Annotated in this window: 11 protein-coding genes; 3 read left to right on the top strand and 8 right to left on the bottom strand. The window is 69.6% G+C overall.

Annotated features, from left to right (window positions below; all coding sequences use genetic code 11):
- Positions 1–594: 594 nt before the first annotated feature.
- Both ABD05_RS05415 and ABD05_RS05410 read left to right on the top strand, forming a co-directional pair.
- Complete coding sequence (locus ABD05_RS05415) at positions 595–807, top strand: hypothetical protein (protein WP_011353523.1); 213 nt, start codon at positions 595–597, stop codon at positions 805–807.
- Positions 808–856: 49 nt separating this feature from the next.
- Complete coding sequence (locus tag ABD05_RS05410) at positions 857–1,891, top strand: serine/threonine protein kinase (RefSeq protein WP_047899291.1); 1,035 nt, start codon at positions 857–859, stop codon at positions 1,889–1,891.
- Positions 1,892–1,963: 72 nt separating this feature from the next.
- Here the strand turns inward: ABD05_RS05410 and ABD05_RS05405 are convergent, their stop codons facing one another.
- Together ABD05_RS05405 and ABD05_RS37320 are read right to left on the bottom strand one after the other, a co-directional pair.
- Entirely contained in the window at positions 1,964–3,406 is a 1,443-nt protein-coding gene (locus ABD05_RS05405; RefSeq protein WP_047899290.1) for a coniferyl aldehyde dehydrogenase, read from the bottom strand.
- A 39-nt stretch (positions 3,407–3,445) separates the two neighbouring features.
- The gene (locus ABD05_RS37320) at positions 3,446–3,976 is read right to left on the bottom strand and encodes a hypothetical protein (protein ID WP_193389171.1); all 531 of its coding nucleotides are present in this window, start codon (positions 3,974–3,976) and stop codon (positions 3,446–3,448) included.
- Positions 3,977–4,187: 211 nt separating this feature from the next.
- Here ABD05_RS37320 and ABD05_RS05395 point away from each other — a divergent pair, with 211 nt between their 5' ends.
- Positions 4,188–5,828 (top strand): GMC family oxidoreductase, encoded by a 1,641-nt coding sequence (locus tag ABD05_RS05395; RefSeq protein WP_047899288.1) that lies wholly within the window; start codon positions 4,188–4,190, stop codon positions 5,826–5,828.
- 26 nt (positions 5,829–5,854) lie between these two features.
- On the opposite strand, the gene ABD05_RS05390 is transcribed toward ABD05_RS05395, so the two are convergent.
- Genes ABD05_RS05390 through fliF form a run of 6 tightly spaced genes read right to left on the bottom strand, consistent with a single transcriptional unit; the run spans position 5,855 to position 12,715 of the window.
- On the bottom strand, positions 5,855–7,246 hold the full coding sequence (locus tag ABD05_RS05390) for a flagellar hook-length control protein FliK (protein ID WP_047899287.1): 1,392 nt from the start codon (positions 7,244–7,246) through the stop codon (positions 5,855–5,857).
- Positions 7,247–7,276: 30 nt separating this feature from the next.
- On the bottom strand, positions 7,277–7,735 hold the full coding sequence (fliJ, locus tag ABD05_RS05385; RefSeq protein ID WP_047899286.1) for a flagellar export protein FliJ: 459 nt from the start codon (positions 7,733–7,735) through the stop codon (positions 7,277–7,279).
- 5 nt (positions 7,736–7,740) lie between these two features.
- The gene (gene fliI / locus ABD05_RS05380) at positions 7,741–9,294 is read right to left on the bottom strand and encodes a flagellar protein export ATPase FliI (RefSeq protein ID WP_047899285.1); all 1,554 of its coding nucleotides are present in this window, start codon (positions 9,292–9,294) and stop codon (positions 7,741–7,743) included.
- Positions 9,288–9,971 carry a flagellar assembly protein FliH gene (gene fliH, locus ABD05_RS05375; RefSeq protein WP_047899284.1) on the bottom strand — a complete coding sequence of 228 codons (684 nt, stop codon included), beginning with the start codon at positions 9,969–9,971 and terminating at the stop codon, positions 9,288–9,290. Before fliH ends, fliI begins: the two co-directional genes overlap by 7 nt.
- Positions 9,964–10,959, bottom strand: coding sequence for a flagellar motor switch protein FliG (fliG, locus tag ABD05_RS05370; RefSeq protein ID WP_047899283.1), 996 nt, complete (start codon positions 10,957–10,959; stop codon positions 9,964–9,966). Before fliG ends, fliH begins: the two co-directional genes overlap by 8 nt.
- A complete protein-coding gene (fliF, locus tag ABD05_RS05365) occupies positions 10,949–12,715 on the bottom strand; it encodes a flagellar basal-body MS-ring/collar protein FliF (RefSeq protein WP_047899282.1) in 1,767 nt (588 codons plus the stop codon). Before fliF ends, fliG begins: the two co-directional genes overlap by 11 nt.
- Positions 12,716–12,790: the final 75 nt, after the last annotated feature.

The raw sequence follows: 12,790 nt of genomic DNA, 5'->3' as shown, positions 1-12,790 counted from the left end.
CTGCGGCCGCGAGTCGAACTGCGGCCGGGATTTTGCGAGGGCGGACGTGAGCGGATGCATCGTGTCGGAATGCGGTTGAACGCGAATGAACGTCAAAGGTACTGCAAGGCCGGCATCCAGCGCAACAACTGTCGGCAGCCCGCATGACGAAAGACGTGTTGCGGTGATGCCGGGCGACGCGTGCGCGCCGGCGGCTGCACGGGCCGCGTACCAGACGAGGGCATCGCACGAGGCCGGCGGCGTGATTTCGGCATGCTCGGTCACGCGAAATCTCCCGGCGACTTGGCACCGGACAAACGATGTGCGCGTTGCGTCGATCACGTGCGTGCCGCGGTGCCGGGGGGATTCGGCGGGCGGTCACATTCGACAGGGTATGATGGGGGTATCCGCCCGTGCAAGCGCACGCGCGGCGCAGTGGTTGATTGGAGACATTCGACGAATTCGCGGCACTTCGCCTGCTTCTTCTTCTTTTCGCGCTTCGATAAACCGTGAACAATGGGATTACGCGCAGCGCTCCGTCGAGAGCGGCGCGGATCGCGCATTTGCCGGCTCGCCAGCGGGCCGGGTTTCAAGATTCAAGAGTGGGGAACCATCATGCATGTCGGGTCGATTGTCTGCACTACCCATATCGCGGTGCCGAAGGGCGCGCGCGGCATCGTCCAGCGCGTCCTGGGCGACATGGCCATGGTGACCTGGTACGCGGGCGTGCCGGGCGAGTCGAAAGAACTCAACACCGAGCCGTTCTTTCTCGAGGACCTGATCGACACCGGCGAATCCGTGCTGCCGGCCGGCGCGGCGCTTCACTGAGCGTGCAAGCCGCACCGGGCGCTCGTCTTTCGGCCCGGCTGGCGGCACAATGCGGGGCATGAACGAAGTCACTTCCGCTCCAGCTTCCCCCGCCGGGCCGCCGCCGTTCGCCGGCCTCACGCCCGAGTGCGTGCTCGACGCGCTCGACAGCGTGCTGATGCCGGCCGGCCTGCGCACCGACGGGCGCCTGCTCGCCCTCAACAGCTACGAAAACCGCGTCTACCAGGTCGGCATCGAAGACGGCCCGCCGGTCGTCGCGAAGTTCTACCGTCCGGCGCGCTGGTCGGACGACGCGATCCTCGAAGAGCACGCGTTCGTCACCGAACTCGCCGCGCGCGAGATTCCGGCGGTGCCTGCGCGCACTTTCGACGGCCGCACGCTGCACGCGTTCGACGGCTTTCGTTTCTCGGTCTTCGAGCGGCGCGGCGGCCGTGCACCCGATCTCGATCGCCGCGACACGCTCGAATGGCTCGGCCGCTTCATCGGCCGGATTCATGCGGTCGGCGCGACGCAGCCGTATGTCGCGCGTCCCGTGCTCGACATCAAGACGTTCGGCTACGAGCCGCGCGACTACCTGCTCGCGCACGATTTCATTCCGGATGACGTACGACCGGCGTACGAGACGGCGGTCACGCTCGCGCTCGAAGGGGTCGAGGCCGCGTTCGAACGCGCGGGCGAGATCCGCCTGCTGCGCACGCACGGCGACTGTCATCCGAGCAACGTGCTATGGACCGATGCCGGTCCGCATTTCGTCGACTTCGACGACAGCCGGATGGCGCCCGCGATCCAGGATCTGTGGCTGTTGTTGCCGGGCGATCGCGAAGGCGCGTCGCGCGCGCTGGCGGACCTGCTGGCCGGCTACGAGGATTTCTGCGAATTCGAGCCGCGCGAACTGCATCTCGTCGAAGCGCTGCGCACGCTGCGGCTGATCCACTACGCGGCGTGGCTCGCGCGGCGCTGGGACGATCCCGCGTTCCCGGCTGCGTTTCCGTGGTTCAACACGCATCGTTACTGGGAGGAGCGCGTGCTCGAACTGCGCGAGCAGATCGGCGCGATGCAGGAAGGGCCGCTCTGGCCCGTGTGACGGTGCGCGCGGCACCCGCGCCGCGCGACAGGCTTGCGCGGGCCGCGGCGCGATGCGCGCGGCCCGTTCCGATCAGAGCTTCAGCATCAGCTTGATCACCGCGGCGAAGCGCTTGCCGTACGGCGGCGCGATCAGGCCGCGCGTGTTCAGCCGCGCCTGCGTGAGCACGGGCTTCATCTTCGAAAACGTCACGAAGCCGTCGTAGCCGTGATACGCGCCCATGCCGCTCGCACCGACGCCGCCGAACGGCAGGCTGCCGCATGCGATGTGCATCAGCGCCTCGTTGACCGTCACGCCGCCCGAAATCGTTTCGCGCATCACGCGGTCGATCGTGCCGCCGTCCTCGTCGAACAGGTAGAGCGCGAGCGGACGCGGGCGCGCATTCACATACGCGATCGCCTCGTCGAGCCGCTCGTACGGCACGAGCGGCAGCAGCGGCCCGAAGATTTCCTCCTGCATCAGTTGCGACGCGGCCGGCACCTGCGTGACCGCGCACGGTACGAAGCGGCGCGACGCCGGATCGGACTGCGCATCGGACAGCGGATGCAGTTGCGCACCGGCCGCCTGCGCATCGCTCGCGAGTTGCTGCAGCCGCGCGTAATGGCGCGGCGACACGATCGTCGTGTAATCGCCGTTGGTCGACAGGTCGGGATACATCTTCGCGAACTTTGCTCGCGCCCGCTCGATGAACGCGGCTTCCATCCCGCGCGGCAGCAGCACGTAGTCGGGCGCGATGCAGGTCTGGCCCGCGTTCAGCGTCTTGCCCGCGACGATCGCGTCGACGGCTGCATCGAAGCGCGCATTCGGGCCGACGATCGCCGGCGACTTGCCGCCGAGTTCGAGCGTGACGGGCGTGAGGTTATCGGCGGCCGCGCGCATCACGTGGCGGCCGACTTGCGTCGAGCCGGTGAACAGCAAGTGATCGAACGGCAGCCCGCTGAACGCGGCGCCGACCTCCGCATCGCCGTTCACGACCGCGACGTGGTCGCGCGTGAAGGTCTTCGCGATCAGTTGCTCGAACAGCGCCGACGTGCGCGGCGTCAGTTCGGACATCTTGACGATCGCGCGGTTGCCGGCCGCAAGCGCGCAGATCAGCGGGCCGGCCGCGAGCAGCACCGGGTAGTTCCACGGCACGACGATGCCGACCACGCCGAGCGGCTGCGGAATCACCTTCGCGCGCGCCGGGCGCAGCCACTTGTTCATCGGCTTGCGGATCGGCTTCATCCAGCGCTTGCCGTGCTTGAGCGCGTCGTCGATCTCTTCCTTCGCCATCCAGATTTCCGACAGCAGCACTTCCTGCTTCGAGCGATGGCCGAAATCGGCGCTGATTGCTTCGGCGAGCGCGTCCGCGTGGTCGAGCAGCATCGCGCGCAGCGCACGCAGGTGCTGCACGCGCGTCTCCCAGGCCGGGTACGGTGCGCGCAGGTAGGCCGCGCGCTGGTCGCGCAGCAGCGACGTCAGCGCATCGGCCGACGGCAGTGCTTGCGGGGCCAGTTCGGGCAGGTCGTTCTTCATGTCGTCTCCTCCAGTTGGGCCTGGCTTGTCGGCCAGCCGTCACGCCGCACGCGAGCGCTCGGCGAGCGCGGCGACGCGGATCGGGGTGGTGCGCGTCGCGCGGCGCGGGGCCGGATGCGACGGGTGCTCGAAAACCGGTTGCAGCGTGCGGCGGGCGTCGCATCCGCGCGACGGTTTTCGCATGCGAACGTCGTGCCGCACGGCATGCACGCACGGCCTGATGCGGTGATGACCGGGCACGCGACGCTGCCGTGCGACCACCTGCCGGGGCACCGAGGCAGGGCGGCACGACACGCATCCCGATTCGTGCCGCGGCGCATCGTGTCGCTGCGGCGACCCGCCGTCCAAACGGTCGGCGACGACGCGTGCCGTTCGATTTCGATCGGCTGCGCGCATGACGCCGACCGTCCCCGCGCGGGCAGCCGTTTGAAATGAAATGCGGGCCGCGTGCGGTGCATCCGGACAACCCGGTCGACACCCGGCCTGCAGAACCTGGCGCTGCATCGTCGTCTCTCCCGTTTCGCGACGGATCGGCTTCTCGCGGCCGGCGCGTCGCGCGAAGCGAATCAATACATCTTAAATTTAGTTCACGCGGGCGTTTAGAGGAATCGCTCTTGAATCCGCGCGCCGCGCGCATGACGGCCATTCCTACAATGCCCGAACACTACGGTCTGTTTGCATAGGGAACGCATGTGCGCTCCCTATGCAAACAGAACCTATAAGAGGGGGCGCGGTCGCGCGGCGGTGCCGGGCGCCTTCCATGACACGACGGAGACGTGACATGCAATACGACTACATCATCGTCGGCGGCGGTTCGGGCGGTTCGAGCCTGGCAGGCCGTCTCGCCGATGCCTGCCCCGATGCGACGATCGCGCTGATCGAGGCCGGCCCGCATACGGAGCGCAACCTGCTCGTCAACATGCCGGTCGGCATCGCGGCGCTGGTGCCGTTCAAGCTCGGCACGAACTACGGCTACGAGACGGTGCCGCAGCCGGGCCTCGGCGGGCGGCGCGGCTACCAGCCGCGCGGGCGCGGGATGGGCGGCTCGAGCGCGATCAACGCGATGATCTATACGCGCGGCCACCCGGGCGACTACGACGAGTGGGCGCAGCTCGGCGCAACGGGCTGGGGCTGGCAGGACGTGCTGCCGTATTTCCGTCGCGCGGAAGGCAACGAGCGCGGCGCCGATGCGTGGCACGGCGCGGACGGCCCGCTGTCGGTGTCCGATCTGCGCTTTCGCAATCCGTTCTCCGAACGATTCATCCAGGCCGCGCATGCGGCCGGCTATCCGCTGAACGACGACTTCAACGGCGCGACGCAGGAAGGCGTCGGTTTCTACCAGGTCACGCACCGCGACGGCTCGCGCTGCAGCGTCGCGCGTGCTTACATCTATGGCCGCAACCGGCCGAACCTGCACGTGATCACCGACGCGACGGTGCTGCGCGTCGGCTTCGACGGCAAGCGCGCGGTCGGCGTCGCGGTGTCGCGCAACGGACGCGTCGAGACGCTCGGCGCGCGCGCGGAAGTGATCCTGTCGGCCGGCGCGTTCAATTCGCCGCAACTGCTGATGTGTTCGGGGATCGGCCCGGCGGAGCAATTGCGCCGGCACGGGATCGCAGTCGTGCAGGATGCGCCGGACGTCGGTACGAACCTGATCGACCACATCGACTTCATCATCAACACGCGCGTGAATTCGTCTGAACTGGTCGGCGTGTGCGTGCGCGGGATCGCGAAGATGACGCCCGCACTCGCGCGCTATTTCTCGAGCCGCACGGGGATGATGACGAGCAACGTCGCGGAGGCCGGCGGCTTCATCAAGAGCGATCCGTCGCTCGAGCGTCCCGACCTGCAACTGCATTTCTGCACGGCGCTCGTCGACGACCACAACCGCAAGATGCACTGGGGTTTCGGCTATTCGCTGCACGTGTGCGCGCTGCGGCCGTTCAGCCGCGGCACGGTGGCGCTCGCGAGCGGCGATGCGCGCGACGCGCCGCTGATCGATCCGCGTTTCTTCAGCGATCCGCGCGATCTCGACCTGCTCGTGCGCGGCACGCAGGCGATGCGTCGCATCCTGTCGCAGGCGCCGCTCGCGTCGCAGGGCGGGCGCGAGCTGTACACGCGGGCGGACCAGAGCGAAGCCGAGCTGCGCGCGACGATCGTCGCGCATGCCGACACGATCTATCACCCGGTCGGCACGTGCCGGATGGGCTCCGATGCGCGCGCGGTCGTCGATCCGCAACTGCGCGTGCGCGGCGTCGAAGGGTTGCGCGTGGTGGATGCGTCGGTGATGCCGACGCTGGTCGGCGGGAACACGAATGCGCCGTCGGTGATGATCGGCGAACGCGCGGCGGACTTCATCGTCGCGGCGCGCAAGGGCGGTGTGCCGAGCGGCCAGGCGGCTGCCGCGGTGCACGGCCGCTGAGCGGCGCGCGCACCCGGCGGCAATGCTCAGGCAAACGTATCGACGAGGCCGGCACGGCTTACGCTCGCGGCGGCCGGTGCGGATTGCGCAGCGTCGGTGGGTGCGTCGACGGCTGACGATCCGCCGTTCCCGCGCCGCGACGACTGGCCGCGGGCGAAGGTCTGTTGCGGGTTTTGCTGCGACGCGAAGCCGCCGTCGCTGACGGTCGCGCTGCCGAGCCCGAGCCCGCCGGCTTCCATCGCTTCGCGCAGCTTCGGCAGCGCGGCTTCGACCGCGTCGCGAACCTGCGCGTGCTGCGACACGAACAGCGCGTGCGCGTGGTTGTCCGCGACGCGCAGCACCACCTGCAGCGGCCCGAGATCGGGCGGGTTGAGCGTCAGCTCGGCGCTCTGCTGGTGCGCATTCGACAGGAATACGACCTTCTGGCTCAGCGCGTCCGTCCAGTCGGCGGTGCCGACGTGCGGGGCGAGCACGTGCGTGTTGGCGGCGGCGATCGCGCTCGCGGCGGGCGACAGCTGCAGGTTCGCCTGCGCTGCGGCCGCAGCCGTTGCACCGGCCGCGAGCGTCGCGCTGGCGGCCGGGTCTGTTGCTTCGGTGGTTGCCGCGAGCGCATGCTGCGCGCCGGACTGCGCGTTCGCGTCGGCCTGCAGCGCCTGCGCGGTGGCCTGCGTCGGCGTCTGCTGCGTGGCGAGCGCCCCTTTCGCGTCGGCGAGCGTGCGGTCGAACGTCGGCACTTTCGGCGTCAGCGGTGCGGCAGCGGCGGTCGACGCAGACGGTGCCGGTGCCGATGTTGAAGCCGAAGCCGTTGCGCCGGTCGCGGGCATCGCGATCGCGCCCGAGCCACCGGTCAGCTTGGCGAGCGCCGCTTGCAGCGCGTCGCGGCTAGACGCAGGCGTGGCCGGCTGGGCGGCCGCATCCTTGGCGGCGTGGTCCGCCAGAGTCGCCGTCGCGTCGGGCTGGCCGGACACGGCCGTCTTTTGCGCGGCAGCGGCAGCGGTAGTGGCAGTGGCACCGGCAGCGGCAGCGGCAGCGGCGGTAGCGGCATCGGTCGGCGTCGCGTTGTCCATGCGTGCCTGCAGTTGTGCCTGCACGGCGGCGGCGGCCGCGAGCGCGCCGGCGTCGGGGTTGATGGCGGCGTTCGTGTCGTCGGTCGACTGGTCGTCGTCCGTACCGGACGGCTTAGCGCCGGCGGCTGGCTTCGACGCGGCCTGCGTCGTCGACGCATCCGGTGTGGCGGAATTCGCCGCGTCGCGCCGCGTGACGACGCTTTGCTTCAGCGTCTGCGCGAACGGCACGGCGGTCGTGGCGGTTGCGGCGTCGTTGCCGGCGGCAGCGCCGGACGAACCCGAGCCGCGGGCGGCCTTGAGTGCGGCGCCGGCGGTGTCGATCAGCGCGCCGAGCAGGGGCAAGGGAGGCATGAGGTTCTCTCGTTCGAAGGCGGTGGTCGGTTACGACGAGCGGGCCGCGTCGGCACGCATGCGCAGGATTTTCGCGGCGTGTTCGTCGGAGTCGCGCTGTTCGCGCCGGGCGTCGCGCTGCGCTTCCTGCGCGACGCCGCGCGCCTGCAGGATTTCATACGAGCCGACGGTGCGTTTCTTCTGTTGCCAGTTCGGGCGCGCCTCGTCGATGCGGACTTCGGCCGCGGCCAGCACGTTGCGCTGCTGCGCGATCGCCGATTCGAGCGTGTCGATGAATGCCTGGAAATTGCGCCAGTTGCCGGCCGGCATCCCGTGCTGCGCGGATTGCGCGAAGCGCGCGTGGTATTCGTCGCGATAGCGCAGCAGCGCGTCGAGTTGCTCGGCGGCCGCGCTGCGGTCGCGCTGCGCGGTGCCGAGTTGCTTCGCGGCCGAGTCGAGGTCTTCCTGCGCGCGGTCGAGCAGCAGTTGAAGGGGAAAGCCGTGAGCCATCTGGATCAGCCTCCGTAAGCGTCGAACAGCGCATCGAGCCCGGCGAGGCTCGATGCGAACGGCGCGCATTCGCGAAAGCCCTGCTGCAGGAACGCCTCGATGCGCGGATAGAGCGCGATCGCACGGTCGAGCTGCGCGTCGCGTCCGGGTGCGTACGCGCCGACCGCGATCAGGTCGCGATTGCGCTGGTAGCGCGACAGCATCTGCTTGAACTGCCGCACGTGGTCGAGATGCGTTTCGTCGATCAGCGCGGTCATCGCGCGGCTGATCGACGCCTCGATATCGATCGCCGGATAGTGTCCGGCCTCGGCGAGCGTGCGCGACAGCACGATGTGGCCGTCGAGGATCGCGCGCGCCGAATCGGCGATCGGGTCCTGCTGGTCGTCGCCTTCGGTCAGCACCGTGTAGAACGCGGTGATCGAGCCGCCGCCTTCGGGTCCGTTGCCGGTGCGCTCGACGAGCGCGGGCAGCTTCGCGAACACCGACGGCGGATAGCCCTTCGTCGCGGGCGGCTCGCCGATCGCCAGCGCGATCTCGCGCTGCGCCATCGCGTAGCGCGTCAGCGAATCCATCAGCAGCAGCACGTGCTTGCCCTGGTCGCGGAAATACTCGGCGAGCGACGTCGCGTAGGCCGCGCCCTGCATCCGCAGCAGCGGCGACACGTCGGCCGGCGCCGCGACGACGACCGAGCGCGCGAGCCCGTCCTCGCCGAGGATTTGTTCGATGAATTCCTTCACTTCGCGGCCGCGTTCGCCGATCAGTCCGATCACGATCACTTCCGCGCTCGTGTAGCGTGCCATCGTGCCGAGCAGCACCGACTTGCCGACGCCGGAACCCGCGAACAGGCCCATCCGCTGCCCGCGGCCGACGGTGAGCAGCGCGTTGATCGCGCGCACGCCGACGTCGAGTACGTGGTGGATCGGTTCGCGTTCGAGCGGGTTGATCGACGGCGCCGACAGCGGCGCGTCGACCTTCGACGCGAGCGGGCCGAGGCCGTCGAGCGGGCGGCCCGACGCGTCGACGACGCGCCCGAGCATCTCCCAGCCGACCGGCAGCCGTTTCGCGCCCGCGAGCGGATCGGCGACGGGGGCGCTTTCGAGCGGCCACACGCGCGCACCGGGCAGCACGCCGGCGACGTCGGTGGTCGGCATCAGGAACAGGCGGTCGCCGGCGAAGCCGACGACTTCCGCTTCCGCGTGCGGCAGCGTGCTGCCGGGCGGCAATTCGATCGTGCATTCGGCGCCGACCGACAGGCGCAGCCCGATCGCCTCGAGCACGAGGCCCGCCGCGCGCGTGAGGCGTCCGCACGGCCGCAGCGGCAGCGCGCGGTGGCTGCGCGCGGCGAGCCCGTTCAGGTGCGTGCGCCAGTGCGCGAGATGCGGATTGTTCGGCGCGCGCGGCGCGGCGTCGTGTGCGGCCGCCGCCGCAGCGGTGGCGTGCGGCGTCGTGTCGTGTGCGGTGTCGTGCGCGGCAGCGGGGCCGAACGACGCGAGCGCGAGTTCGCGCTCGAGCGGCGTCATGCCGTCGTGCGCGAGCGATTCGGGCGACCGCGTCACCACGTGCTCACCTTGCCGATCGCGGCGGCGACGCGCTGCCAGCGCGTGGGCAGCGTCGCGTCGACTTCGCCGGTCGCGGCGTGCGCGCGGCAGCCGCCGCGCGCGATTGACGCATCGGTGCGCACGGTCCAGCCGAGCGTATCGAGATCGTCCTGCAGATAGGCTTCGACGACGGGCAGGTCGGCCGGATTCACCGCGAGATGCGGCGCGCCGGACAGCGCGGGTTCGGCTGCGAGCACGTCGCGTACGGCGGCGACGAGCGCGGCCGGGTCGTGCTTCACGTGCTGGCGTACGACCTGCTGCGCGATATCGAGCGCGAGTTGCGCGATGTCGGATGCGAGATCGTGCTCGGCGGTCGATACGGCCTCGCGGAACGACGCGGCGAGCGCCGCAAGCTGCGCGGCCTGTTCGCGTACATCGGCCAGGCCGGCTTCGAACCCCTGTGCGCGGCCCTGCTCGAAACCGGCCTGGTAGCCGAGCGCCTGACCTTCGACGTGGCCGGCCGCATGGCCTTCGGCGTGCGCGGCGTCGCGCACGCGCTGCAGTTCCTCGGCGAGCGCGGCGGCGGCAGCGGCCGCGTCGTCGGGCGGCGGCGGGGGCGGCGGCGGGTCGAACGACGCCATCTCCCACCGCTGGTAGGCGGTGAGGGTGCCCGCGCGATCGCTCGCCGAATCAGACATATGCGTCTTCCGCCTTGCCGCCGATCACGATCTGGCCGCTCTCGGCGAGGTTGCGCACGATCTGCAGGATGCGGCGCTGCTGCGTCTCGACTTCGGACACGCGCACCGGGCCGCGCGCGTCGAGATCCTCGGCGAGCAGTTCGGCCGCGCGCTGCGACATGTTCGCGAGGAACTTCTGGCGCAGCGCGGGCGGCGCGCCCTTCAGCGCGATGATCAGCGTTTCCGACTCGACTTCCTTCAGCACCATCTGGATCGCGCGATCCTCGAGCTCGAGCAGGTTCTCGAACACGAACATCTGGTCGACGATCTTCTGCGCGAGATCGGCGTCGTACTGGCGCACGCTTTCGAGCACGCCTTCCTCATGCACGCTCGTCATGAAGTTCAGGATCTCGGCCGCGGTGCGGATGCCGCCCATCGGGCTGCGCTTCAGGTTGTCGCTGCCGGACAGCAGGCCGGTGAGCACGTCGTCGAGCTCGCGCAGCGCGGCCGGCTGGATGCCGTCGAGCGTCGCGATCCGCAGCAGCACGTCGTTGCGCAGCCGCTCGGTGAAGCACGACGCGATCTCGGACGCCTGGTCGCGGTCGAGGTGCACGAGGATCGTCGCGATGATCTGCGGATGCTCGTTCTTGATCAGTTCGGCCACGGCGCCCGAGTCCATCCACTTCAGGCCCTCGATGCCGCTCGTGTCGCTGCCCTGCAGGATGCGGTCGATCAGCACGCCGGCCTTGTCCTCGCCGAGCGCCTTGGTCAGCACCGAGCGGATGTATTCGCTCGAATCGAGCGACAGCGCGGTGTGCTCCTCGGCTTCCTTCACGAAGTCCTGCAGCACGCTCTCGACCTGCTCGCGCGTGACGTTCTTCAGCGCGGCCATCGCGGCGCCGATCTTCTGCACCTCGCGCGGCGCCAGGAACTTGAATACCTCAGCGGCCTCTTCCTCGCCGATCGACATCAGCAGGAGCGCGCTCTTGGTCAAGCCTTCAGCGTTCATCGGACACCCAGTTCTTCACGACGGTGGCGACGATCTTCGGATCCTGGCGGGCGATCGTGCGCGCGTAGTCGAGGTTGCGTTCGTAGCGGTTCTTCTCGGATTCGAAGCCGAGCAGCAGCGGATCGGGCTCGTCGTCGGCCTTGACCGGAGCGGGCAGGCCGTCGAGCGTGACGACGTCTTCCGGCGCCGCGAGCGCCGGCGCGACCGGCTCGGGCGGCGGGAACGCGCGGCGCATCGCCGGGCGCACGAACATGAAGTAGAGCGCCGCCGCGGCCGCCGCGATGCCGAGCCACTTCGCGGCTTCCTTCGCCATCGCGATCATGTCGGGCTGGCGCCACCACGGCAGGTCGGCGTACGGGTCGCTCACGGTCGAGAACGCGCTGTTCACGACGTTCACCGAGTCGCCGCGCTTCGCGTCGTAGCCCATCGCGTCCTTCACGAGCTGCTCGACCTGCGCGAGCTTCGCGGGCGGCAGCGGCTGCATCGTTACGTGGCCCTTCGCGTCCGCGACCGGCTGGTAGTTGACGACGACCGCGACCGACAGCCGCTTCACGCTGCCCATCGGCTGTTCGAGGTGGCGGATCGTCTTGTCGACTTCGTAGTTGGTCGTCTGGTCCTTGCGGTCGCTGACCGGCGTCGTCTGCGGCGCGTTCTGGCCGTTGCCGGCGACGACCGGCGCGGAGGCCGGCTGCGGCGGCGTGTTCGACAGCGCGCCCGGCACGCCCGACGCGCCGCCCTGCGCGAGTTCGGTCGCGCTGCTGGTCTGCTGGCTGCGGATCGCGGCCTGCTGCGGCACGCCGTTCGGGCCGTAGCTTTCCGAGGTCTGTTCGATCTTCGAGAAATCGAGGTCCGCGCTGACCTGCGAGCGTGCGTTGCCGGTGCCGAAGATCGGCGCGAGGATCGCGTCGATGCGCTTCTGCGTGTTGTGCTCGACCTGCTGCACGTACTTGAGCTGGCTCGCGTCGAGGCCGGACGCCGAAGCCGACTGGGTCAGCAGGTTGCCGTCCTGGTCGACGATCGTCACGTTCTTCGCGGGCATGTCGGGCACGCCGGACGACACCATCCGCGTGATTGCCTGGACCTGGCCCTCGTCGAGCACGCGGCCCGGGTAGAGGTCGACGAACACCGACGCGCTCGGCGCTTCCTTGTCGCGCACGAATACCGACGGCTTCGGGATCGCGAGATGCACGCGGGCGCTGCGCACCGCGTTGATCGATTCGATGGTGCGCTGCAGCTCGCCTTCGAGCGCGCGCTGGTAGTTGACCTGTTCGGCGAACTGGCTGATGCCGAATTTCTGGTTGTCCATCAACTCGAAACCGACCGAGCCGCCCTTCGGCAGCCCCATCGCGGCGAGCTTCAGGCGCGTTTCATGCACCTGGTTCGACGGCACGAGGATCGCGCCGCCGGCATCGGCGAACTTGTAGGGAACGTTTGCCTGCTGGAGCGCGGTAATGATCGCGCCGCCGTCGCGGTCCGACAGGTTGCTGTACAGCACGCGGTAGTCGGGCGTCCGGCTCCACAGCACGAGTGCGGTAATCGCGGCGATCGCGAACGCGACGGCGATCAGGAACGGCAGCTTCGGGTTGCCCTTCATCCGCGAGATGCCGGGAATGCGTTCCGCGAAGCCGCCGAGCCCGAAGTCCGCGCCGGCGACGCCCGCGCCCGGCAGCGCGGCGGCCGCGGCGGCGCCGGGCGCCGGGCTGGCGAGGCCCGCGCGGGCGTCGGGGTTGATCAGCGAGTTGGCCTGCGAATCCATGCGTCGAGTTTCTCCGGAGCGGGACGACTGAGCTCGCTCGGACGAGCGGGCGGACAATGACACGATGCGATTATC

The organism is Burkholderia pyrrocinia (genome assembly GCF_001028665.1).
Lineage (GTDB): Bacteria > Pseudomonadota > Gammaproteobacteria > Burkholderiales > Burkholderiaceae > Burkholderia > Burkholderia pyrrocinia.
Note: the sequence above shows the minus strand (reverse complement) of the source record. Positions and strands in the feature narration are given on the sequence as shown.

What these genes read in the sequence shown, in the direction of transcription:
- ABD05_RS05415 (WP_011353523.1), top strand. Translation starts at nt 595, where the DNA reads ATGCATGTCGGGTCGATTGTCTGCACTACCCATATCGCGGTGCCGAAG.
- ABD05_RS05410 (WP_047899291.1), top strand. Translation starts at nt 857, where the DNA reads ATGCGGGGCATGAACGAAGTCACTTCCGCTCCAGCTTCCCCCGCCGGG.
- ABD05_RS05405 (WP_047899290.1), bottom strand. Translation starts at nt 3,406, where the DNA reads ATGAAGAACGACCTGCCCGAACTGGCCCCGCAAGCACTGCCGTCGGCC.
- ABD05_RS05395 (WP_047899288.1), top strand. Translation starts at nt 4,188, where the DNA reads ATGCAATACGACTACATCATCGTCGGCGGCGGTTCGGGCGGTTCGAGC.
- ABD05_RS05390 (WP_047899287.1), bottom strand. Translation starts at nt 7,246, where the DNA reads ATGCCTCCCTTGCCCCTGCTCGGCGCGCTGATCGACACCGCCGGCGCC.
- fliJ (WP_047899286.1), bottom strand. Translation starts at nt 7,735, where the DNA reads ATGGCTCACGGCTTTCCCCTTCAACTGCTGCTCGACCGCGCGCAGGAA.
- fliH (WP_047899284.1), bottom strand. Translation starts at nt 9,971, where the DNA reads ATGTCTGATTCGGCGAGCGATCGCGCGGGCACCCTCACCGCCTACCAG.
- fliG (WP_047899283.1), bottom strand. Translation starts at nt 10,959, where the DNA reads ATGAACGCTGAAGGCTTGACCAAGAGCGCGCTCCTGCTGATGTCGATC.
- fliF (WP_047899282.1), bottom strand. Translation starts at nt 12,715, where the DNA reads ATGGATTCGCAGGCCAACTCGCTGATCAACCCCGACGCCCGCGCGGGC.